Genomic DNA, 21,536 nt, shown 5'->3' on the forward strand with positions numbered 1-21,536 from the left:
TTTGACGATGAATACATTCTGGGCATCAGGCTGGGGCTGGGCACTCATTACGATCGGTGAGGCGCTGGCCGTCATCGTGGGCGTGATGGTGTCGCTGGCCTTCCTGCTGTGGGGCGACCGCAAGATCTGGGCCGGCGTGCAGTTGCGCAAGGGCCCCAACGTCGTCGGGCCGTTCGGTCTGATGCAGTCCTTCGCGGACTTTCTCAAGTTCTTCGTCAAGGAAGTGGTTATTCCTGCGGGCGCCGATAAGGCCGTCTTCCTGCTGGCGCCGCTTCTGACTTTTGTTATCGCCTTCACGGCCTGGGCGGTTATCCCGTTCGCGCCGGGCTGGGTCGTCGTAAATATCAATGTCGGCATTCTCTACCTGCTCGCCATTTCGTCGCTCGGTGTCTACGGCATCATCATGGGCGGCTGGGCATCCAACTCGAAATATCCCTTCCTCGGCGGTCTGCGTTCGGCGGCTCAGATGGTGTCCTATGAAGTCTCGATCGGCTTCATCATCGTCACGGTCATTCTGCTGGCGGGGTCGATGAACCTGTCCGATATCGTCACGGCGCAGGGCGGCGGTTTCTGGAACTGGAATGTCTTCGGCGGCGGACATCCCATCCTGCTGGTCGTCATGTTCCCGATGATGGTGATGTTCTATATTTCGGCTTTGGCCGAAACCAATCGCCCGCCTTTCGATCTGCCCGACGCGGAATCCGAACTGGTCGCTGGCTATCAGGTCGAATATTCCTCGACGCCGTACCTTTTGTTCATGATCGGTGAATACGCCAACATCGTGCTGATGTGTGCCATGATCTCGATCCTGTTCTTCGGCGGGTGGGAGTTCCCGTTCCCATTGCCGATGGCGCATGACAGCATCTGGTATGTCCTGATCAGCCTGTTTACCTTCATCGCCAAGGTGGTGTTCTGGTTCATCATGTTCGCCATCGCCAAGGCTATCGTTCCGCGCTATCGCTACGATCAGTTGATGCGCCTGGGCTGGAAGGTCTTCCTGCCGGTGTCGCTGTTCGCCGTTCTTATCGTCGCCGCTTACCGCGTTTATGGAGGCGCCCTATGATTTCGCGCATTATCTCAGGTCTCAAGGGCGCGCTGCTGCTTGATTTCGTCGGGGCAACCTTCCTGGCGCTCAAGTACATGCTGAAGCCCAAGGCCACGATCAACTATCCTTTTGAGAAGGGACCGCTTAGCCCGCGCTTCCGTGGTGAGCACGCCCTGCGCCGGTACGAAAACGGCGAAGAGCGCTGCATCGCCTGCAAGCTGTGCGAAGCCATATGCCCGGCGCAGGCCATCACCATCGAGGCCGAACCGCGTGCCGACGGCAGCCGCCGCACCACGCGCTACGACATCGACATGGTGAAGTGCATCTATTGCGGTCTCTGTCAGGAAGCCTGCCCGGTTGACGCCATCGTCGAGGGCCCAAACTTTGAATTTGCGACCGATACCCGTGAAGAACTTCTCTATGACAAGCAACGACTTCTGGCCAATGGCGATCGCTGGGAACGCGAAATCGCCAAGTCGCTCGAACTTGACGCGCCTTACCGGTAACAGGCAGAAAAGAGCATAATGATATGAACCTTATCGCCATCGCCTTTTATCTTATGGCGGCCGTGACCCTGGTCTCCGGACTTATGGTCATCACCGCCAAGAACCCGGTGCACAGCGTGCTGTACCTCATCCTCGCCTTCTTCTCGGCGGCAGGTTTGTTCGTACTTCTCGGCGCCGAGTTCCTCGCCATGCTTCTGGTTGTCGTTTATGTCGGCGCCGTGGCCGTCCTCTTCCTGTTCGTCGTCATGATGCTGGATGTCGATTTCGTCAAACTCCGCCAGGGCTTCGCCAACTATCTGCCGATCGGCATTGTCGTCGGCGCCGTGCTGATGTTTGAACTGATCATGATCAGCATCGCCGTTGCCGAAAAGGGTGCCGCCGCCGGCAATCAGCCTCTGGTCGCTTCGGCCAGTGAGTCGAACATCAAGATGATCGGCCACGCGCTCTATTCGACCTATGTCTATCTGTTCGAAGCCGCCGGCTTCGTGCTTCTGGTGGCCATGATCGGCGCCATCGTTCTTACCCTGCGCACACGTCCTAATGTGAAGCGTCAGGACATCCATAGCCAGGTCACGCGTCGTCGCAAGGATGCGGTCGAAATCGTGCCTGTCAAAACCGGAGAAGGTATTTCGGAATGACTATAGATCTTGTCCACTATCTCACGGTTTCCGCCATCCTGTTCACCATCGGTGTGCTCGGAATCTTCCTCAACCGCCGCAACGTCATCATCATCCTGATGTCGATCGAACTGATCCTGCTGGCGGTCAATATCAATTTCGTGGCCTTCTCAGCTTACCTGCACGACGTGCAGGGGCAGATCATGGCCATGTTCGTGCTGACGGTCGCGGCCGCTGAAGCCGCCGTCGGCCTCGCCATCCTCGTGACCTTCTTCCGTAATCGCGGCGACATCGCCGTCGATGACGCCAGCATGATGAAAGGATAAGCATCGTGCTAACTGCTCACGCCGCCGCCGAAATCTCCCACAGCCTCGCACCAGCCGCTCACGACGCCGTTGTCGGTCCGCTGTCGGGTGGCATGGCCACTATCGTAACCCTTTGCGTGTTCGCGCCGATCGTAGGCGCCATGATTGTCGGCGCTTTCGGACGCTTCCTTGGCAATATCGTCTCGCAAACCATCACCACCGGCCTGTTGTTTCTGGCCTGTGCGCTCGGCTGGTACACCTTTATCCAGCACACCTGGGGCGGGATGGCGGACTTTACCGTCAACGTCCTGCCGTTCATCAATATCGATACCTTCCACTCCGCGTGGTCGATCCGCGTTGATGCGCTCTCGGCCACCATGCTGATCGTGGTGACCTCGGTGTCGTCGCTCGTCCACCTCTATAGCTGGGGTTATATGAGCGAAGACCCGTCGCGTCCGCGCTTCTTCGCCTATCTGTCGCTTTTCACCTTCGCCATGCTGATGCTGGTGACCGCCGCCGACTTCATGCAGTTGTTCTTCGGCTGGGAAGGGGTGGGGCTGGCGTCCTACCTGCTCATCGGCTTCTGGTATCACAAGGACAGCGCGTCTTCGGCCGCCATCAAGGCCTTCGTCGTCAACCGCATCGGCGACTTTGGTTTTGCCCTCGGTATCATGACGGTCTACTGGCAGTTCGGCACGATCAACTTCCATGAGTTTTTCCCGCTGATTGCGTCGCATCAGGGACAGACCTGGGAATTCCTCGGTCAGACCTTCTCGGCGCTCGATCTCGCCGCCTTCCTGCTGTTCATCGGCGCCATGGGTAAGTCGGCGCAGTTCTTCCTGCACACCTGGCTGCCCGACGCTATGGAAGGCCCGACGCCTGTGTCGGCCCTGATCCACGCCGCCACCATGGTCACCGCCGGTGTCTATATGGTGTGTCTGTTGTCGCCGCTGTTCGAATACGCCCCTGTGGCCAAGATGATCGTCGCCTATATCGGCGCCATCACCGCCATCTTCGCGGCCTCGATCGGCTTCACGCAAAACGACATCAAGCGCGTCATCGCCTATTCGACCTGTTCGCAACTCGGTTACATGTTCTTCGCCGCCGGCGTGGGCGCCTATCAGGCCGCCATGTTCCACCTGTTCACACACGCCTTCTTCAAGGCGCTGCTTTTCCTGGGGGCCGGTTCGGTCATTCACGGCATGCACCATGAGCAGGACATGCGCAAAATGGGCGGTCTGTGGAAGTATCTGCCGATCACCTACGGCGTCATGACCATCGGCACCATCGCCATCACCGGCCTTGGTATCCCTTTCACCGAAATCGGTTTTGCCGGCTTCTTCTCGAAGGACGCCATCATCGAATCCGCCTGGGCGGGCCACAACACGCCGCAAGGCATGTTCGCCTTCATCATGGGCATTTCGGCCGCGCTGCTGACCTCCTTCTATAGCTGGCGTCTCATCGCCATGACCTTCCACGGCAAGAAGCAATGGGAGCATGGGCATGGGCATGACGACCATCATGCCGAGGTCATCGACGGTCATTCGACCGGTGAGCCCGATGCCCACGCGCACGATGATCACGCACATGACGATCATGGCCATGGTCACGACCACGACCACAAGCCGCACGAAAGCCCGTGGGTCATGCTGGTGCCGATCATCCTGTTGTCATTCGGTGCTATCTTTGCCGGCTTTATCTTCGCGCCTTACTTCATTGGCGAGCACGCCCATGCGTTCTGGGGCCACGCCATCTTCACGGCGCCGTCCAACGAGATCATGCACGAAGCCCACCACATCAAGGAAGTCTGGGTCAAACTTCTGCCTCTGACCGTCACCCTGATCGGTATGGTCATGGCCTGGTACTTCTATATCCTCAAGCCGAACCTGCCGAAGAAGATGGCCGCCAACAACGGGCCTGTCTACACCTTCCTCTACAACAAGTGGTTCTTCGATGAGATCTATCAGGCTACCTTCGTTAGGCTAACCAGGTTCCTCGGTGATGTCTTCTGGAAGGTGCTCGATATCAAGATCATCGATAACCTGGGCCCGAATGGTGCGGCCTGGGCGGCATTGAAGTCGGCCAAGAATCTGGTCAAGACCCAGACCGGTTATGTTTATCACTACGCTTTCGCTATGTTCCTCGGTGTCGTGGGTCTTCTGACCTATGTCTTCTGGCTGGTTCACTAAGGGGAGATGGATTTTAAAATGATACCCGCTATCCCCAATCTGCTGAGCATCATCACCTTCGCGCCGCTTTTCGGCGCGGCCGTGATCGGCGTGCTGCGCCTCATGGCGCGTAAGGACGATGAAGCTATCATCGCCAAGAACGCCAAATGGATCAGCCTGTGGACGACCCTGATCACGCTGGCCCTGTCTGTGGTCATGATCGCCGGCTTTAATCACAGCAATCCCGGTTACCAGTTCGAAGAACACTATAAGTGGTTCGGCCCGCTCTCCTATCATATGGGTGTTGACGGCATTTCGATCCTGTTCGTCCTCCTGACCGCTTTCCTGATGCCTTTGTGTATTCTGGCGTCGTGGGACTCGATCAAGGACCGTGTCACCGAATACATGATCTGCTTCTTGATGCTGGAAACGCTCGTCATCGGCGTCTTCACCTCACTCGACCTGTTCCTCTTTTACATCTTCTTTGAAGGCGGACTGGTGCCGATGTTCCTGATCATCGGGATCTGGGGTGGCAAGGATCGTATCTACGCTTCGTATAAGTTCTTCCTCTACACCCTGCTGGGATCCGTTCTGATGCTGGCGGCCATGTTGTACATGGTCAACATCGCCGGCACCGCCGATATACCGCTCCTGACCAAGTTCGCCTTCGCGCGTGAGGTTCAGCCCTTCCTTTGGTTCGCCTTCTTCGCTTCGTTCGCCGTGAAGATGCCGATGTGGCCGGTCCACACCTGGCTGCCCGACGCGCACGTTCAGGCGCCGACCGCCGGTTCGGTCATGCTGGCCGGTATCCTGCTCAAGCTCGGCGGCTACGGTTTCATTCGCTTCAACCTGCCGATGTTCCCCTATGCGTCGGAAATGTTCGCACCTCTGGTCATGGGCCTGTCGGTCATCGCTATCGTCGTGACCTCGCTGATCGCCTTCCGCCAGACGGACATCAAGAAGCTGATCGCCTATTCATCCGTCGCCCACATGGGTTTCGTGACCATGGGCATCTTCGCCGGCAACGTCATTGGCGTTCAGGGCGCGGTTTTCCAGATGATCAGCCACGGCGTCATCTCGGGTGCGCTCTTCCTTTGCGTTGGCGTGGTCTATGATCGCTGGCATACTCGCGAGATCGCCTTTTACGGCGGCCTCACCAAGCTGATGCCGCACTATGCCTTCGTCTTCCTGCTGTTCACCATGGCGAATGTCGGTCTGCCCGGCACCTCCGGCTTCATCGGTGAAATCACCACCCTGGTGGGTTCGTACAAGTGGGGCACCTGGGTGGCCTTCGTGGCGACCTCCGGCGTCATCTTCTCCGCCGTCTATGCCCTGACCCTGTTCAAGCGCGTCATGTTCGGTGAAGTGACCAACCAGGACCTTAAGAAATACCCTGACCTGTCGGTGCGCGAGATCATCATCTTCGTACCGCTGATCGTGGGCACGATTGTGCTGGGCATCTATCCGGCCTTCGTTTTTGACATTACCACTGCCAGCGTTGATACGGTCGTTGCGACCTATCAGGCCGTCATCGGCGGATAAAGGACGAGCAAGCATTATGGACTATCATCTCGCTCTCAGTTTGGCTCTGCCGGAAACGATCATAGCGGTCAGTTCCCTGCTTATCCTTGTGTTCGGCGCTTTCCGCGGCGATAAGGGCATGGTTTCGATCAGCGCCCTGTGCGGCGTGGCCCTGATCGCCGCTGCCTTCGCTGCGGCCTTTGCCCAACCCGGCACGGCCTTTTCCGGTGCCTTTGTTCTGGATGGCGTGGCACAGTTCGCCAAGGTCGCCATCTATATCGCCGCCCTCTTTATCATCGTGCTGGGGCAGGGTTATTTCGATCGTCTCGGCGCCCGTCGTTTCGAATTCCCGATTTTGATCCTGCTGGCCACACTCGGCATGAGCATGATGGTGTCGGCCGGTGATCTGATCTCGCTCTATGTCGGTCTCGAACTGCAATCGCTGGCGCTCTACGTACTGGCAGCTTTCCGCCGCGATGACGCCAAGTCGTCCGAAGCCGGGCTGAAGTATTTCGTCCTTGGCGCTCTGTCGTCTGGCTTGCTTCTTTATGGCGCGTCGCTGATCTATGGTTTCGCCGGTTCGATGAACTTCCACGCCATCGCGCTTTCCGCCAGCACCAACCTCAATGTCGGCCTGATCTTCGGTCTGGTCTTCCTGATCTGTGGCCTGGCCTTCAAGGTGTCGGCCGCGCCCTTCCATATGTGGACGCCTGATGTTTACGAAGGCGCCCCGACCCCGGTCGTCGCCTTCTTCGCCGGTGCGCCCAAGTTTGCCGCCATGGTGCTGTTCGCCCGTGTTCTGCAAACTGGCTTTGAGTCCCAGGTCGAACAGTGGCGCCAGGTCATTCTGGTTCTGGCTGTCTTGTCCTTCGTCGTCGGCGCCCTCGGGGGGCTGATGCAAAAGGATATCAAGCGATTGCTGGCCTATTCGTCGATCTCCAACATGGGCTATGCGCTTCTGGCCATCGCCGCGGGTGCGGTCGGTATTCCGGCTCTGCTGCTGTTCTTTGTCCTCTACATGGTCGATACGCTTGGCCTGTTCACCGTCCAGATGGCGCTGAGCCGTAAGGGCGAGCCGGTTACCCGCATCGACCAACTCGCCGGTCTGGCCAAGAGCAACATGCCGCTGACCGTGGTCATCACCATACTTGCGCTTTCGGTTCTGGGCATGCCGCCTTTCGGTGGCTTCTGGGCAAAATACTTCGTATTTGGCGCCGCCATTTCTGCCGGTCTTTGGTGGTTCGCCGCTGCGGGTCTTGTCGCCTCGGTTGTCGCCGCCTTCTACTACCTGCGCATTATCAAGCTGATGTGGTTCGATGCGCCGGTGGGCGAAGTCGATAAGTCTCCGGCCGAGACCAGGTGGATTGCCTATGCGGCAGCTGCCTTCTCGTTCCCTGGCGTGATCATTTTCCTGATCTATGCCTACCCGCTGGCGCAATCCGCGGCTCAGGGTTTCGGACACTAATTGGCTGTGGCCGATTTTGAAATCTTCGACACGCTCTCATCGACCCAGGATCTTGGGCTGGCGCGGGTGCGGGCAGGGCGGCCCGGCTCAGGCTGGATTCTGACGAAGGAACAGACCAAGGGCATTGGGCGGCACGGCAAGGCCTGGGTCGGCACTAAGGGTAATTTCATGGCCTCCCGCTGGGAGATCATGGAAATAGATGTCCGCCTGGTGCCGCAGTTATCCTTCATCGTGGCCCTGGCCGTCTATGAGATGCTGCGCCCCTTGGTGCCCGATACCGAACAAGCGATGCGTATCAAGTGGCCAAACGACGTTCTGCATCGCGGGCGCAAGCTGTGCGGCATCATCGTCCAGACGGAGGCTTCCCAAAAGCCCGGCCATCTTGGCATTGTCATAGGTGTCGGCATCAATATGCGCGCCGCCCCGATCCTGGAAAACTACCTGACCGTTTCCCTGCGCGATATCAGTCCGCAAGCGAAAAGCCTTGATCCTGTCGCCCTGCTGCACAAGCTCAATGGCCATCTCGATGGCGTGATTGATCTTTGGCGCAGCAAGGATTTCAGTGACATCGCCAAGGCCTGGCTCAAGCGCGCCTATGGTCGTGATCGCACCTTGAACGTCACGCACGAAGGCAGAACGGTTTCCGGCCATATAAAAGGTCTGGATGAATTTGGCGGGCTTCAAATCGAAGCGACGGACAGACAGATATACACTGTCACCGGCGGCGAGATCACCTACGGAGAATTGATTGATGCTGCTGGCCATTGAGCAAGGCAATACCAACACGCTGTTCGCCATTCATGATGGCAAGGCGTGGGTCGCCCAGTGGCGGGTGGCAACCGAAACGACACGTACCGCTGATGAGTACGCTGCCTGGCTTTATCAGTTAATGCATATGAATGGTCTTGATTTCAAGGTCATTGATGACTGCATCATATCGTCGGTCGTGCCGCAATCGCTGTTCAATCTGCGCAAGCTCTGCCAACGCTATTTCGACCGCCAACCCTTTGTCATCGGCGAAAACACCCACCTTGGCATCGATATCCGCATCGACAAGCCACGCGAAGCCGGTGCGGATCGCCTGGTCAATGCCATCGGCGGCCATATCAAATATGACGGTCCGCTGATCATCATCGATTCCGGCACGGCCACTACGTTTGATGTGGTGGCGGCGGATGGCGGTTACGAAGGCGGCGCCATTGCACCCGGCATCAATCTTTCGATGCAGGCGCTGCATCAAGCAGCGGCCAAACTGCCGCGCATCGCTATCGAAAAGCCCAACCGTAAGATTGGCAAGGATACGGTCAGCGCCATGCAGACCGGTATCTTCTGGGGTTATGTCGGCCTGATCGAATATCTAGTGGCCTCCATCCAGGGCGAATACGGACAAAAGATGACCGTCATCGCCACGGGAGGGGTGGTTTCTCTCTTTGAAGGTGCTACAGACAAGATCGATTATTTCGACCACGATCTGACCTTGCGCGGACTTCTCGAAATTTATAAGCGAACGCTGGCGACGTCAGCCGCGTCCTGATTGGCATACGAATAAAAATGAAAATGAAGTCAAACGAACTGGTGTTCCTGCCGCTGGGCGGGTCCAATGAAATCGGCATGAACCTGAACCTGTATGGGTTCGGGCCTGCGGATGACCGTCAGTGGATCATCGCTGATGTGGGCGTCACGTTCGGCGATCTGACCACGCCGGGCATCGAGGTGATCGTGCCCGATCCGGAATTCCTGATCGGCGAAAATATCCTTGGGATCATTTTGACACACGCGCATGAAGACCATATCGGTGCGCTCGGCTGGCTGTGGGACAAGATCAAGGCGCCGGTTTTTGCCACGCCGTTCACCGCTTTCCTGGTGCGTGAAAAGCTGCGTGAAGCGGGCGTCGATGATTGCGACCTGACCGAAGTGCCGCTGAACGGCAATGTCAAGCTTGGGCCGTTTGATATTGATTATATTACACTTACGCACTCGATCGCGGAGCCCAATGGTCTAGCTATCCGTACCGAACTGGGTACGATTTTCCATACGGGTGACTGGAAGTTTGACGAGGCGCCTATCACCGGCGCTCCGACCGATATACCCGCTATTCGCAAGCTGGGCGACGAAGGCCTTCTGGCCATGGTTTGTGATTCGACCAATGTGTTCGTTGAAGGCCGCGCCGGCTCGGAAGAGGATGTGCGCGTAGAACTGACCCAGGTCATCAAGAGCTTGAAAAAGCGCGTCGCCGTCGCCTGTTTCGCCTCCAACGTCGCGCGCGTCGATTCGGTGATGCGCGCCGCCATGGAAGCCGGCCGCAAGGTTTGTCTGGTCGGCCGTTCAATGCACCGTATCACCGCCGCCGCCCGTCACGTCGGTTTGCTGGCCGGCATTCCCGATCCGGTGAGCGAAGGCGAGGCCCAGCACCTCAAGGCCAACGAAGTGCTTTATCTTTGCACGGGTTCGCAAGGCGAGCCGCGAGCGGCTCTGTCACGCATCGCTGACGGCAACCATCCGCTCGTCAAGCTCAAGGAAGGCGACGCCTGCGTCTTCTCTTCGCGCGTCATTCCCGGCAATGAGATCTCGATCCGCTCCTTGCAAAACCGCCTGTCGGATCTCGGTGTCGCCATCCATACCGAACGCGATCATCCAGGCATTCACGTCTCCGGCCATCCTTGCCGCGACGAGCTAAAGGAAATGTACGCGCTGGCCCGTCCGCGCATCTCGGTCCCGACGCACGGTGAACGCCGCCACCTCCTGAAACACGCCGCTCTGGCGGCGGAAGTGGGCATTGAAGAACAGATCACGCCACGCAACGGCGATATGGTGCGTCTGGCGCCGGGTCGCGCCGAAATTATTGACGAGGTGCCCTCCGGTCGTCTGTTCGTCGATGGCGGACATCTGGTGCCGGAAGCCTCCGATGCGCTGCGCGAACGCCGACATGCTGCCCATAACGGTATGATGTTCGTGTCGTTCGCCCTCGACAGCAAGAACCGTCTGGCCTCGATCGTTGAGGTGAGGGGGCTTGGGCTCGCTTACGAGGATGATGACATTATCTCCGATCAATTGGAGGCGATCTGCCAGAGCGTCGAAAAGGCGATCAAGGCCATGCCAAACGAAGCGCGAGATGAAGACGAAAGTGTTGAAATCGTCGTGGCGCGTGTTGTCAAGAAGGCGGCGCAGTCTATCTGGGGGCGCCGGCCGATTGTAGAGACCATCATCCTTAGGATATAATTCAGCTCAAACGCCGCATGGCTCCTCGCAAAGGCTTGGACGTGCGTTGCCGATACCAAGGCGCTTTTGAGAGCACCTTGGAGAATTCAAACGGCCCGCTTGTTCAGCGGGCCGTTTTTTTTATTATGACTTCACCATGACATAGGCGCCGGGCGCATCCATCAGCGCTTTCAGCTTGCCCTTGGCCGGATCGCGCGCCGGCACCATCTTGCCGGCATGTTCATGTAACCAACCGGCCCAATGCGGCCACCACGAACCGGGATGCTCGACCGCGGTGTCGATCCATTGTTGGAGCGTGTCGGGATGACTATCGTTCAGCCAGTGCATGTATTTCTTCGCGTCCGGGTGATTGACCACACCGGCGATGTGCCCTGAGCCCGCCAGCATGAAGGTGACAGGGCCGCCGAACAGTTTCGAGCCCTTATAGACCGAACCCGGCGGCGCGATGTGGTCTTCGCGTCCGGCTTGTTCGTAGATTGGAATGGTCACTTTTTTCAGATCAATCTCGACGCCGGCCAGAACCAGCTTGTGGTTGACCAGGGCGTTTTCACCGTAGAATTTGCGTAAATAAAATAGGTGCAGAGCCTTGGGCATTCGCGTCTGGTCAGCGTTCCAGCACAACAGGTCGAATGGCGTTAAGTCTTTGCCCATCAGGTAGTTGTTGACGAAGAACGACCAGATCAGATCATTGGCGCGCAGGCTGTTGAATGTATCGGCCATGGCGGAACCGGGCAGGACACCGCCGGCCGCGTCCATCTGGCGTTCCAGTTCCTTCAGCCAGTTTTCGCTTGTAAACAGCAAGAGATCTCCGGCTTCGGAAAAGTCATGCTGGGCGGTGAAGAAGGTAGCCGCCGAAATCGAGGTGTCGCCCTTGGCCGCCATGTGGGCCAGCGCGCAACCGAGCAGGGTGCCGCCGATGCAATAGCCGACCGCATTGACGCTCTTGGCGCCCGTCTGTTCAAGCACTTTCTGCGTCGCTTCGTAGATGCCGCCGAACATATAGTCCTCGAAGGTCGTGTCCTTCATAGACGTATCAGGATTGACCCAGGCGACGAGGAAAACGGTGAAGCCCTGACCGACCAGCCATTTGATCATCGAGTTCTTGGCTTGCAGGTCGAGAATATAGAACTTGTTGATCCACGGAGGGAAGATCAACAGCGGTATCTCGCGTACCTGTTGCGTGGTCGGGCTGTATTGCAAAAGCTCGAAATACGGGCCGCGATACACGACCTTGCCCGGCGTGGTGGCGACATTTTCGCCTACCGTGAAGCGGCTGTAATCGGCCTGCGAAATCATCAGCTTGCCATCACCGCGTGCCATATCGTCGGCGAAACGCTCCATACCCTTGACCAGACTTTCACCCTGAGAATCGATCAGGGCCTGCAAGGCTGCCGGATTGGACATCAGGAAGTTCGACGGCGACATGGCGTCGGTCATCAGCTTGGTGAAGAATTCAGCGCGGCGTTTGACCATGGGGTCGACGCCCTCGGCGCTGGAAATCAGCTTGTTGATCCAGTTCGAGGACAACAGATAGGACTGCTTCATCATGTCGAACATCTGGTTTTCCTGCCAGCGCGGATCGGCGAAGCGCTTATCGGCCGGTTTGCCGTTTTCGGGTGCTTCAGTGCCGAGCGCACGGCGTGTCATCTTGCCCCAAAGCTCCATATAGCCGGTCAAAAGTTCGCTTTGCGCTTCGACCAGCTTGTCCGGCTTGGCAGCCAGCGATCCCATAATTTCGGTCATGGCCGGGCCGACCTGAAACGGATCGGGAGAGGATCCGCCGGTGGAGTCGGGTTGCTTGAAGACGGTTTTGGCCAGGGCGCTTTGCGCTGTCATCGCCGCTTTGGCGATATTGACCGACAGTTCCTCCATCTTGCGCACGGTTTCATTGTCGAAGCCTGGCGCCTTGGTCGGCGTGAAATCCGGACGTGGTGTAATCTGCGGCTGTGGGGCAGGCTGCTCGATATGGAGTTTAGCTGCGGGCTTGGCCTTGGGGGCGGCTTTCTCGGTTTTAGCCGGCGCTTTTTTAGGTGATCTTTTAGCGGAGGTCTTTACGGGCCCGGTCTTGGTCGTCGTCGTCTTTGGTGCTCGGGTCATACGCGCCTCCTCGATCATAACTCTATAACAATATATAGAGCGCGCGCCGCCTATCGCGCCAACTAAATTTATATTTCTCTTGTCTTGCCTGTCGTCATAACCGTATTTTACGGCAGAGATTCAACGACGTCAGAATGGCGTTGCCAATATCTGTTGTCCTGAGGCTCCTGAGTGGAGAAACGTCCCTTGCCGATACGCTGCACAATGAAACATTTGATCCTGCCCGTCAGCTTTATGGCGTTGGCGGGTGTGGCGCTTTCGGGCCATGCGCAGGACGCTCCCGCCGCCAACATCAACAGCATGCCCAAATGGTCGGAGTTTCCTCTGCCGCCGGAAAAGGTGCCGACGCCCGCCGAACTCCTGGCCAAGGTCACCGAAACGCAAAACCAGCGCCGCCTGTTGCGCACAGAGGTTCGTGCGTTGGTCTGGGATGAAAGCGACCCCAACGTTTTTGCCCAAACGGCGCGCGATAAGATCAATCCAGCGCTGTCCGGCCCTGTCGAGGCCACCTATTCCGTCGTTGAAATCGAGGCGCTTGCCGCCGAACTGCGCCGTAAGGCAGCACCGCCGCCGGTCGTCAACTAGCCCTCAAGTCCAGGCTGTTTCTGGCAGGTTTTCTCTGCTAAGAGGGCGCGCGCGATAGAGGCTGCCACATGTCCTTAAGCGTAAAATACGGCGTAAAAGCTAACCGCCGCTTCAAGAAAACTTAAAGCCAGAAAATAATAAAATGCAGGAAACATCTGTTTTGACGAAGGATAGCCAGCAAGCGGCCATCCGTGATTTCGACCTGAGCCTCGATATCGTGCGAGTCGCTGAAGAGGCCGCCATCGCCTGTTACGCCGAAATCGGTGGCGGCGATGAAAAAGCCGCCGATCAGGCCGCCGTCGACGCCATGCGCACCGCGCTCAACGCTATCGATATGGACGGTCGGATCGTGATCGGTGAGGGCGAGCGCGATGAGGCCCCCATGCTTTATATTGGCGAAAAGGTCGGTACCGGCAAAGGACCCGCGATCGATATAGCGCTGGATCCGCTTGAAGGCACGACGCTGGCCGCCAAGGCCATGGCCAACGCGCTGGCGGTGATCGCGTTTGCGCCACGCGGCGGCATGCTGCACGCGCCCGACACCTATATGGACAAGCTAGCCATCGGTCCTGGTTACGCTCAGGGCGTGGTCGACCTTGACTGGTCACCGGAAGAAAATGTGCGCTCGCTCGCCAAGGCCAAGGGGGTCGACGTATCGGAAATCGTAGCATGCGTGCTCGATCGCCCGCGCCACGATTCGATCATCACGTCCCTGCGCAAGGCCGGGGCGCGCGTGCACCTGATTACAGATGGTGATGTCGCCGGTGTCATTCATACCGCCCAGCCGGAAACGGGGATCGACATTTACCTGGGGCAGGGCGGCGCGCCTGAAGGCGTGCTGGCGTGTGCCGCGCTGAAATGCGTTGGGGGGCAGTTCCAGGGACGTCTGGTCTTCCGTAATGCTGATGAAAAGCGACGCGCTGAAAGGCTGGGCCTGAGCGACTTCGATCGCAAATATATGCTCGATGATCTGGTCAGTTCCGATGCCGTATTTATCGCCACCGGCGTTACCCATGGTGCGCTGCTGCGTGGCGTGCAGAAGGAAACCACGGCGCGCGGCGAGGTCTTCGTCACGACGGAAAGCCTGGTGATGATTTCCAAAACCCATACCGTGCGCAAACTTTCGATGCGCCGCCCGTTGGTAAAATCATAATGCCTATGGACGCCGCCGCCAAGCTGACACCCGCCCGCGATATCCCGCCTTACCTGGGTGTGACATCTTCCTTAAGCGGCCGGGGGTGGCGTGAGCGTATGGCGTCCATTGGCGTTACACCGGAGACCCTGCGCGATATTACGCATCGCCTTGGCCTGATGAATGTCGCCGAACCTGATTTTATCGAGCCTCTCGCGCGCTTTATTGCAGGACGCGGCGTGACACCCGAAGGCCTGCAGGACTTTATCTTCCCGACCCTGAAGGCGCTATTTCCCGAACCCTCGTCCTTTATGGATATGGACAAGGCAGTCACCGCCATTCTCGATGCCCTGGAGCGCAAGGCGAAGGTTTGCGTCTTCGCCGATTATGATGTCGATGGTGCCACCAGTGCGGCGCAACTCGTGCGCTGGTTCCGCTATATGGGCCACGAACTGACGGTCTATGTGCCGGATCGTGTCACCGAGGGGTATGGCCCATCCAATGCCGCTTTCAACAGCTTGAAACGTCAGGGTGCCGATCTGGTCATCACGGTCGATTGCGGTGCCATGGCCCATAAGGCACTTGATTATGCCGCAAGTATCGGGCTCGATGTGGTGGTTATCGACCACCACCTGATGCGGGAAGAGCCGCCTCACGCCCTGGCCGTGGTCAACCCGAATCGTCCCGGCTGCACTTCGGCGCAGGGCAATCTGGCGGCCGCCGGCGTTGTGTTCGTCGTGCTGGCGGCGCTGAACCGCGACGCTGAAAAGCGTGGCCTGTTCGCCGATCGTGAAAAACCCGATCTACGTCAATGGCTTGATCTGTCGGCGCTGGGTGCCATCTGCGATGTCACCGCGTTGACCGGTTTCAATCGCGCCCTGGCGGCTCAGGGTCTCAAGATTATGTCACAACGCAAGAATGCCGGTATCAAGGCGCTGATGGAGGTTGCCGGCGATAAAAGCGCTGCCGTCAATCTGATGAGCACGTTCCATTCCGGCTTCGTGATTGGCCCACGTATTAATGCTGGCGGCCGGGTGGGGCGCTCCGATCTCGGCGTGCGCCTGCTCTCTACCGACGATGCGGACGAAGCGGCTGCGCTGGCTCAGGAACTGGATGAACTGAACCGCACCCGCCGCGATATCGAGGCGGATGTGCTCGAACAGGCTATGCAGACCGCGGAAGCGCAAGGGCTTTGGCCGAGCGAGGATCCCGTCATTGTCGTGGCGCGTGACGACTGGCATCCCGGCGTCATCGGCATCGTGGCCGGGCGTCTGCGCGAGCGCTGGCACAAACCTGTCGTCATCATTGGCATTGATCCGGTCAGCGGCATGGGCAAGGGCTCGGGACGTTCGCAGGCCGGCGTCAATCTGGGGGAGGCGATTGGCGCCGCTTTCGAGGCCGGTATTTTGCTCTCGGGCGGCGGTCACGCCATGGCGGCCGGCTTGAGTGTCGAAAAAGACCGCATCGGTAATTTACGGACCTTCATTAATGACTATGTGACGTCGCATGTGTCCGAAGCCGATCAGATCGGGTCCGTCGAGGTCGACGCCATTCTGAGCGTGCGTGCTGCATCGCGCGCCATGTATGACAAGTTCGCTCTGCTGGCGCCGTATGGGCAGGGCAATCCCGAACCCTTGCTGGCCTTTGCCCGCGTGCGTATCGGCTATTCCCAGGTCATGAAGGGCGGTCATGTGCGCTTTGAGCTGAGTGACGATTCAGGTGGCAAGCTGAAGGGTATTGTCTGGCGAGCGGAAGGCACCGCCATCGGTGACGCCTTGTTGCGTCCAACCGGTTTTGTCCACGTTTTAGGTCGTCTCAAAGCAGACGACTATAAGGGAAGAGATGGCGTGCAGCTTGAAATCGAAGACATAGCGCTCGCGACGGATTAGCGGTCAAGCTGCGCAAAACACTGATCTTTCGCAAACAGGTACAAAAGTGACGCGGCTTGTGGGAAAAGTCAAAAAAGCGCTTGCATCCCGAAAACAGAACGGTTACCAAGCGCGCTCTTGAATGTGGTCCCTTCGTCTATCGGTTAGGACGTCAGGTTTTCATCCTGAAAAGAGCGGTTCGACTCCGCTAGGGACTGCCAAGAACCTTCTCCCATATTGCTTTTTTATCTTTTGCGCTTGATGCTATAGTCGCGCACTTATCCACAGAAAATTAACCATTTTTGTTATCTGAACGGCTCAAAAGCGCTGGCGTGATCACAATAATACTCGCCTAAAGCGATTTTTTGGCGTATTTTCGCAATTCATGCGAATATTTCTCTTTTTATATCCCAAATTGAGATATCTGTGTTATGGTAATGAGTGTCACTTGATAGTTCATGGCGACATGGGTGAGGATAAATGAGTTTGTTTGATTATAATAACAAAACAGAAGCCGAAGAGTTAGTAACGATCTCAGGTCATGTTAAGTGGTTTGACACGGCGAAGGGTTACGGCTTTATCGTTCCCCAGGACTCCACGCTGACAAGCATGCGTGATGTCCTGCTTCATGTTTCGAGTCTTCGTGATCTGGGACGTGATTGCGCCCAAGAAGGCGCGAAAATTTCTTGCAAGATCGCCAAACGCGCCAAGGGTTGGCAGGTTATCGAGATAGATGATCTGGAAGTGGTTGCGGCGGGGCAAGGTCTTGCCCGCTCGGATGTTCAGGCCCCGCGTGCTTCGCGCGCCGTCTCGGACAGTGTGCGCGTTGGTGATCTCGAAGCTGCCACCATTAAGTGGTTCAACCGGACCAAGGGCTATGGTTTTGTGGTTCGCGGCGATGACCCTACCGATATCTTCATACACATTGAGACGCTCCGTCGCTATGGTCTCGAAGACGTGCAGCAAGGGGATGTTATCATGGTTCGCTTTGGCGAAGGTCCAAAGGGGCTGGTGGTCACCGAGGTTCAGCCCAAAGCCCTCGTGTAAGCATCATCCATCACAAGAGATATTCAGCGCGGGTGGCTCAGGCTGTCCGCGTTTCTTTTTGTCTTGAAATCGCCATGCGCAGCGGTCATGGTCTGGCAATTGAGTACAGGCAGGGATGATGTGCATGACGAAGACATATGTGAAGTCGGTTTGGGCGGCGGTGATCGCAACAGGGCTGGTATCGCTCGGTTACTCATCTTCCGGTGTGGCCCAGGACAATGCGCCGGCTATACCGGCGCAATGCCTCAATATCGACATTTCTCCTTATACGACGCCTGAAAAGCTGGCGGTCATCCATGCTGGGTCTTCTGGTGCCAAGGTCACGACGTCTTTCTCGGTCGAAATCGCCGATAATGACGGCACGCGCGAGCAGGGGTTGATGTGCCGCCAGCAATTGGCGGCGGATCAGGGTATGTTGTTCGAGTTCCAGGACGTGTCTGACCGGAGCTTCTGGATGAAGAACACGCTGATCGGTCTCGACATCATCTATATCGCGCCGGATGGCCGAATCGTTTCGATTCAAAAGAATGCCAGGCCGCTCGATCGTACACCTTTGCCATCCTATGGCGCTGCCAGCGGTGTGCTGGAGGTCCAGGCCGGGCTCAGCGATAAGCTGGGTCTGAAGGCCGGCGACATCGTTATCCACCCCTTTTTCCATAAGCCTTGAGCCAGAAGCGAGAAAAGTCAGCCACTTGTTGATTTTTAGCGATGACGGGGCTTGCGGAGGTCAATCTAAAATGGCATGAAGCGCGCCTCTTCATTGTTGGGCCGCACGGTTCGATGATTGAGTTCGGGGTGTAGCGCAGCCTGGTAGCGCAGCTGTTTTGGGTGCAGCAGGTCGAAGGTTCGAATCCTTTCGCCCCGACCATCTCATCGTTGGAAGGACCTTCATAGGTTTCAGACATCGGTGTTTGGCAATTATAGATCAGTCGGGGCGTAGCGCAGCCTGGTAGCGCGCCTGCTTCGGGAGCAGGAGGCCGGAGGTTCGAATCCTCTCGCCCCGACCATTTAAAAAAAGCCGGCCTCATTGAGAGGCCGGTTTTTTTAATGTCTGAAAGTGGGTGCAAAGCGGCGACAAGGCTTAGCTTTCCTCTTTACCCAACCCTGCTTTTGGTAGTAACAGACTGAGGAAGCCTGGGCTCTGACGAATCCATGCCGCTCAAGGAGACATCGATGTTTGCGCGTATTTTCAAACCTGCCAAAACCGCCATGCAATCCGGCCGCGGCAAGACCCATGACTGGATCCTTGAGTTTGAACCCAAGTCCGCCCGCACACCCGATCCCCTGATGGGCTGGTCATCATCGTCAGATACCGACGCGCAGGTGCGCCTGACCTTCGAGACCAAGGATCAGGCCATGGCTTTCGCTGAACACCACGGCATTCCTTTCCGTCTGATCGAACCGGAAGCGCCGCCGAAAATCATCAAGGCCTATGCTGACAATTTCGCTTACGGCCGTCGCCAAAGCTGGACCCACTAAACGGGCCTCATTGGCTCCGTAGCTCAACTGGATAGAGCATCCGCCTTCTAAGCGGACGGTTACAGGTTCGAGCCCTGTCGGAGTCGCCACTCATCCACATATTGCCTTTAACCTCTTAGTGAGGTTGGAGGCACAGACTCAAAGGTCTGGGCGTTCTGATTCGGTTTTGACGACCGGTGTATCCAATATTTCCTGCCCCCATTCCGCCCATGAGCCGTCATAGAGTAGGGCCGAGGTATGGCCGGTTTCGTGGAGCGCCAGGCTGATGATGGCGGCGGTCACGCCTGAGCCACAGGTGGTGATAACGGTATCGGTGTCGTGCACGCCATGCGCCTGCAGTATCTTGGACAGTTCTGCCTTAGGCTTCAGGGCGCCCTCGCGTATCAGTTCGGCAAAGGGCAGGCTGCGGCTTCCCGGCATATGGCCAGAGCGCAAGCCGGCGCGCGGCTCAGGTGCGCTGCCATCGAAACGCGCCTTAGGTCTGGCATCCAGAATTGTGTAACCTGTTTCATTAAGATGGTTATACAATTCGCTCAAATTCATCGCCTTTTCATCGCGTCGTTGCGGTGAATAGATTGTGGGCACGGGCGTTATAATATCGGCCGAAACCGGCAAGCCGGCGGCCTTCCACGCCGGCAAGCCACCGCGCAAGATTTGCACCTTGTCGTGGCCCATAAGCTTGAACGTCCACCACACGCGCGCCGCGGAGAAGAGCCCCTGCCGATCATAGATCACGACATGATCGCTTTCGGAAATGCCCATCGCGCCAATGGCCTCAGCGAATTGCCGGGCGGACGGCGCCATATGTGGTAGGGCCGAGGTATGATCGCTGATGGCTTCCAGATCAAAAAACCGGGCCGATGGAATGTGGTCCTGCCGAAAGAGCGCGTGCATGTCCGTGCCATCAAGCGCCCAACTGCCATCGAGTAATTTGACAGCCTGTTTTTCGATAAGGGCGTTCAGGCAGCCGGGTTCAATCTGCGTGGTCATCTTGTCCTCGTTGTTTGTAAGCTTCCAGCGCGCGCTGGCGGGCGAAGGCGTGGTCGACGATAGGCTTTGGATAGGCGGTGGAGGGCATCGACGTGTCGCCTGAGCCAAACAGATCTTTTTGCACTGTCTTGTGGATTCCACCTGTGGAGGGATGTGTATAACCCTGTATATAGCGCGCGCGGTAAATGCCTTGCGGATCGAATTTTTCCGCTTGGGTTATAGGGTTAAAAACGCGGAAATAGGGGGCGGCGTCGGCGCCGCAGCCCGCCACCCACTGCCAACTGGCCGGATTATTGGCCGGATCGGCATCCACAAGGCAATCCCAGAACCATTGTTCGCCACGTCGCCAGTCGATCATGAGGTGCTTGATCAGGAAGGACGCGGCGACCATGCGGACGCGATTGTGCATATAGCCGGTCTGCCACAACTCGCGCATACCGGCGTCGACCAGTTCATAGCCGGTTTCGCCCCGGCACCAGGCCTTGAAACCGGCATCATCCTGCCGCCATTTAAACGTGTGGAAATCACGCCTGAAATTGACCTCGTGCAGCCTGGGTTGTTGGCCGAGCAAGCCGTAGGAGAAGTCGCGCCATGCCAGTTCAGCGCGGAACTTGGCGGCGCCCATGCTCAGGCTGTTATCGGCTCGTACGGCCTTGTCGGTTTCAAGCAGGATACGCTGCGGGCTGATTTCACCAAAGCGCAGGTGGGGCGAAAGATGCGAGGTCAGGTCGAGATCGGGCCTATCGCGTCCGGAGTCATAATCGCGCAGATGATGCTGCAGAAAGCCGCGCAGCGCCGCTCGCGCCCCTCGTTCGCCTGGCTTGAAGCGGGCCCCAAAGCCTTTAGACCAGTCTTTTCCGCTTGGTGTCAGCTTCGGCGCAAGGCCCAGAGCTTCGATGGACAGGGATGACGGCCATTTAGCCGGTGCAGCCCACGAATCAGTTGATGGTTTTTCCGGCAAACGATCAACGTCACAGGCGCCCGATGCCTGAAGCGCCTTGAAATAGGGGGTGAAGACGCGAAACGGTTTACCTTCCCCGGTTTTGACCTGGTTGGGTTCCGTCAGAAGACTCGTATTCAGGCGGTTAAGCGTGAGGCCTGAAGCCTTCAATTCATTTTGAAGGTGCAGGTCATGTTCTTCATAGGCAGGGTCAAATGTATGCGAACAAATTATTGTTTTTACTCTATATTTGTTTGCCAGAGACTCCAGAGTGACCTGAGCAGCGCCGCGCTCAATAATCAATCTTGACCCAAACGAACGCAAATCCTCACCCAAAGCTTTAAGAGAATGGTACAGCCACCATTTCGAAGCCGCGCCTAAAGGGCGTGTAGCAAGGGTTTCCTCCCATATATAGAGAGGAATAATCGGTTGACCCGTTTTTACTGCCGCTTGAACACAAGCCTGATCCTGAAGCCGCAAATCACTGCGAAACCACAGGATGACCGGCGCGGCATGTAAGGGGTTTTCTGTCATGGAGCCTAAATGGAAGCT

The 21,536-nt window shown here is 57.4% G+C and carries 19 protein-coding genes and 4 tRNA genes; 20 read left to right on the forward strand and 3 right to left on the reverse strand.

Features of this window, described 5'->3' with window-relative positions; all coding sequences use genetic code 11:
* The first annotated feature begins 7 nt into the window (after nucleotides 1-7).
* The 10 genes from nuoH to B060_RS0102285 all read left to right on the forward strand — a co-directional run bounded on the left by nuoH (nucleotide 8) and on the right by B060_RS0102285 (nucleotide 10,846).
* A complete protein-coding gene (gene nuoH, locus B060_RS0102240) occupies nucleotides 8-1,063 on the forward strand; it encodes an NADH-quinone oxidoreductase subunit NuoH (RefSeq protein ID WP_018080122.1) in 1,056 nt (351 codons plus the stop codon).
* Nucleotides 1,060-1,551 carry an NADH-quinone oxidoreductase subunit NuoI gene (gene nuoI / locus B060_RS0102245; RefSeq protein ID WP_018080123.1) on the forward strand — a complete coding sequence of 164 codons (492 nt, stop codon included), beginning with the start codon at nucleotides 1,060-1,062 and terminating at the stop codon, nucleotides 1,549-1,551. The genes nuoH and nuoI overlap by 4 nt, the downstream gene beginning before the upstream one ends.
* A gap of 23 nt (nucleotides 1,552-1,574) precedes the next feature.
* The gene (locus B060_RS0102250; RefSeq protein ID WP_018080124.1) at nucleotides 1,575-2,189 is read left to right on the forward strand and encodes an NADH-quinone oxidoreductase subunit J; all 615 of its coding nucleotides are present in this window, start codon (nucleotides 1,575-1,577) and stop codon (nucleotides 2,187-2,189) included.
* Entirely contained in the window at nucleotides 2,186-2,494 is a 309-nt protein-coding gene (gene nuoK / locus B060_RS0102255) for an NADH-quinone oxidoreductase subunit NuoK (RefSeq protein WP_018080125.1), read from the forward strand. Before B060_RS0102250 ends, nuoK begins: the two co-directional genes overlap by 4 nt.
* Before the next feature lie 92 nt (nucleotides 2,495-2,586).
* Nucleotides 2,587-4,662, forward strand: coding sequence for an NADH-quinone oxidoreductase subunit L (gene nuoL / locus B060_RS0102260; RefSeq protein WP_026172524.1), 2,076 nt, complete (start codon nucleotides 2,587-2,589; stop codon nucleotides 4,660-4,662).
* An 18-nt stretch (nucleotides 4,663-4,680) separates the two neighbouring features.
* Complete coding sequence (locus B060_RS0102265; RefSeq protein ID WP_031220185.1) at nucleotides 4,681-6,183, forward strand: NADH-quinone oxidoreductase subunit M; 1,503 nt, start codon at nucleotides 4,681-4,683, stop codon at nucleotides 6,181-6,183.
* A gap of 16 nt (nucleotides 6,184-6,199) precedes the next feature.
* Nucleotides 6,200-7,627, forward strand: coding sequence for an NADH-quinone oxidoreductase subunit NuoN (gene nuoN, locus B060_RS0102270; protein WP_018080128.1), 1,428 nt, complete (start codon nucleotides 6,200-6,202; stop codon nucleotides 7,625-7,627).
* 6 nt (nucleotides 7,628-7,633) lie between these two features.
* On the forward strand, nucleotides 7,634-8,395 hold the full coding sequence (locus B060_RS0102275; RefSeq protein ID WP_155847550.1) for a biotin--[acetyl-CoA-carboxylase] ligase: 762 nt from the start codon (nucleotides 7,634-7,636) through the stop codon (nucleotides 8,393-8,395).
* The gene (locus B060_RS0102280; RefSeq protein WP_035422840.1) at nucleotides 8,376-9,161 is read left to right on the forward strand and encodes a type III pantothenate kinase; all 786 of its coding nucleotides are present in this window, start codon (nucleotides 8,376-8,378) and stop codon (nucleotides 9,159-9,161) included. The genes B060_RS0102275 and B060_RS0102280 overlap by 20 nt, the downstream gene beginning before the upstream one ends.
* 23 nt (nucleotides 9,162-9,184) lie before the next feature.
* Nucleotides 9,185-10,846 carry a ribonuclease J gene (locus B060_RS0102285; RefSeq protein WP_018080131.1) on the forward strand — a complete coding sequence of 554 codons (1,662 nt, stop codon included), beginning with the start codon at nucleotides 9,185-9,187 and terminating at the stop codon, nucleotides 10,844-10,846.
* Nucleotides 10,847-10,969: 123 nt separating this feature from the next.
* Here B060_RS0102285 and phaC read toward each other — a convergent pair whose 3' ends face one another.
* Entirely contained in the window at nucleotides 10,970-12,943 is a 1,974-nt protein-coding gene (phaC, locus tag B060_RS0102290; protein WP_155847538.1) for a class I poly(R)-hydroxyalkanoic acid synthase, read from the reverse strand.
* A 204-nt stretch (nucleotides 12,944-13,147) separates the two neighbouring features.
* Between phaC and B060_RS0102295 the strand changes: the two genes are divergently transcribed.
* From B060_RS0102295 to B060_RS0102340, 10 genes are all read left to right on the forward strand, one after another.
* The gene (locus tag B060_RS0102295) at nucleotides 13,148-13,528 is read left to right on the forward strand and encodes a hypothetical protein (protein ID WP_018080133.1); all 381 of its coding nucleotides are present in this window, start codon (nucleotides 13,148-13,150) and stop codon (nucleotides 13,526-13,528) included.
* Nucleotides 13,529-13,670: 142 nt separating this feature from the next.
* Nucleotides 13,671-14,681: a class II fructose-bisphosphatase gene (gene glpX, locus B060_RS0102300; protein ID WP_018080134.1), complete on the forward strand. Its 1,011-nt coding sequence runs from the start codon at nucleotides 13,671-13,673 to the stop codon at nucleotides 14,679-14,681.
* The gene (recJ, locus tag B060_RS0102305) at nucleotides 14,681-16,549 is read left to right on the forward strand and encodes a single-stranded-DNA-specific exonuclease RecJ (protein ID WP_018080135.1); all 1,869 of its coding nucleotides are present in this window, start codon (nucleotides 14,681-14,683) and stop codon (nucleotides 16,547-16,549) included. The genes glpX and recJ overlap by 1 nt, the downstream gene beginning before the upstream one ends.
* A gap of 125 nt (nucleotides 16,550-16,674) precedes the next feature.
* Nucleotides 16,675-16,749, forward strand: a tRNA-Glu gene (locus tag B060_RS0102310).
* Nucleotides 16,750-17,008: 259 nt separating this feature from the next.
* Nucleotides 17,009-17,575, forward strand: a complete 567-nt coding sequence (locus B060_RS0102315; protein ID WP_018080136.1) for a cold-shock protein — start codon at nucleotides 17,009-17,011, stop codon at nucleotides 17,573-17,575.
* 124 nt (nucleotides 17,576-17,699) lie between these two features.
* Nucleotides 17,700-18,242 carry a DUF192 domain-containing protein gene (locus tag B060_RS0102320; RefSeq protein ID WP_018080137.1) on the forward strand — a complete coding sequence of 181 codons (543 nt, stop codon included), beginning with the start codon at nucleotides 17,700-17,702 and terminating at the stop codon, nucleotides 18,240-18,242.
* 124 nt (nucleotides 18,243-18,366) lie between these two features.
* Nucleotides 18,367-18,443: transfer RNA gene (locus B060_RS0102325), tRNA-Pro, on the forward strand.
* A 62-nt stretch (nucleotides 18,444-18,505) separates the two neighbouring features.
* Nucleotides 18,506-18,582 (forward strand) — tRNA-Pro (locus B060_RS0102330).
* 166 nt (nucleotides 18,583-18,748) lie between these two features.
* Entirely contained in the window at nucleotides 18,749-19,054 is a 306-nt protein-coding gene (locus B060_RS0102335) for an ETC complex I subunit (RefSeq protein WP_026172527.1), read from the forward strand.
* 12 nt (nucleotides 19,055-19,066) lie between these two features.
* A tRNA-Arg gene (locus B060_RS0102340) sits at nucleotides 19,067-19,143 on the forward strand.
* 49 nt (nucleotides 19,144-19,192) lie between these two features.
* Here B060_RS0102340 and sseA read toward each other — a convergent pair.
* Nucleotides 19,193-20,044: a 3-mercaptopyruvate sulfurtransferase gene (gene sseA / locus B060_RS0102345; protein ID WP_018080139.1), complete on the reverse strand. Its 852-nt coding sequence runs from the start codon at nucleotides 20,042-20,044 to the stop codon at nucleotides 19,193-19,195.
* On the reverse strand, nucleotides 20,028-21,518 hold the full coding sequence (locus B060_RS0102350; protein WP_026172528.1) for a cryptochrome/photolyase family protein: 1,491 nt from the start codon (nucleotides 21,516-21,518) through the stop codon (nucleotides 20,028-20,030). The genes sseA and B060_RS0102350 overlap by 17 nt, the downstream gene beginning before the upstream one ends.
* Between the last annotated feature and the right edge of the window lie 18 nt (nucleotides 21,519-21,536).

It is taken from the genome of Asticcacaulis benevestitus DSM 16100 = ATCC BAA-896 (assembly GCF_000376105.1).
Lineage (GTDB): Bacteria > Pseudomonadota > Alphaproteobacteria > Caulobacterales > Caulobacteraceae > Asticcacaulis > Asticcacaulis benevestitus.

Excerpts from the sequence above, each read along its gene's own strand:
- nuoH (WP_018080122.1), top strand. The coding sequence starts at position 8 with ATGAATACATTCTGGGCATCAGGCTGGGGCTGGGCACTCATTACGATC.
- nuoI (WP_018080123.1), top strand. The coding sequence starts at position 1,060 with ATGATTTCGCGCATTATCTCAGGTCTCAAGGGCGCGCTGCTGCTTGAT.
- B060_RS0102250 (WP_018080124.1), top strand. The coding sequence starts at position 1,575 with ATGAACCTTATCGCCATCGCCTTTTATCTTATGGCGGCCGTGACCCTG.
- nuoK (WP_018080125.1), top strand. The coding sequence starts at position 2,186 with ATGACTATAGATCTTGTCCACTATCTCACGGTTTCCGCCATCCTGTTC.
- nuoL (WP_026172524.1), top strand. The coding sequence starts at position 2,587 with ATGGCCACTATCGTAACCCTTTGCGTGTTCGCGCCGATCGTAGGCGCC.
- B060_RS0102265 (WP_031220185.1), top strand. The coding sequence starts at position 4,681 with ATGATACCCGCTATCCCCAATCTGCTGAGCATCATCACCTTCGCGCCG.
- nuoN (WP_018080128.1), top strand. The coding sequence starts at position 6,200 with ATGGACTATCATCTCGCTCTCAGTTTGGCTCTGCCGGAAACGATCATA.
- B060_RS0102285 (WP_018080131.1), top strand. The coding sequence starts at position 9,185 with ATGAAGTCAAACGAACTGGTGTTCCTGCCGCTGGGCGGGTCCAATGAA.
- phaC (WP_155847538.1), bottom strand. The coding sequence starts at position 12,943 with ATGACCCGAGCACCAAAGACGACGACGACCAAGACCGGGCCCGTAAAG.
- B060_RS0102295 (WP_018080133.1), top strand. The coding sequence starts at position 13,148 with ATGAAACATTTGATCCTGCCCGTCAGCTTTATGGCGTTGGCGGGTGTG.
- glpX (WP_018080134.1), top strand. The coding sequence starts at position 13,671 with ATGCAGGAAACATCTGTTTTGACGAAGGATAGCCAGCAAGCGGCCATC.
- recJ (WP_018080135.1), top strand. The coding sequence starts at position 14,681 with ATGCCTATGGACGCCGCCGCCAAGCTGACACCCGCCCGCGATATCCCG.
- B060_RS0102315 (WP_018080136.1), top strand. The coding sequence starts at position 17,009 with ATGAGTTTGTTTGATTATAATAACAAAACAGAAGCCGAAGAGTTAGTA.
- B060_RS0102320 (WP_018080137.1), top strand. The coding sequence starts at position 17,700 with ATGACGAAGACATATGTGAAGTCGGTTTGGGCGGCGGTGATCGCAACA.
- B060_RS0102335 (WP_026172527.1), top strand. The coding sequence starts at position 18,749 with ATGTTTGCGCGTATTTTCAAACCTGCCAAAACCGCCATGCAATCCGGC.
- sseA (WP_018080139.1), bottom strand. The coding sequence starts at position 20,044 with ATGACCACGCAGATTGAACCCGGCTGCCTGAACGCCCTTATCGAAAAA.
- B060_RS0102350 (WP_026172528.1), bottom strand. The coding sequence starts at position 21,518 with ATGACAGAAAACCCCTTACATGCCGCGCCGGTCATCCTGTGGTTTCGC.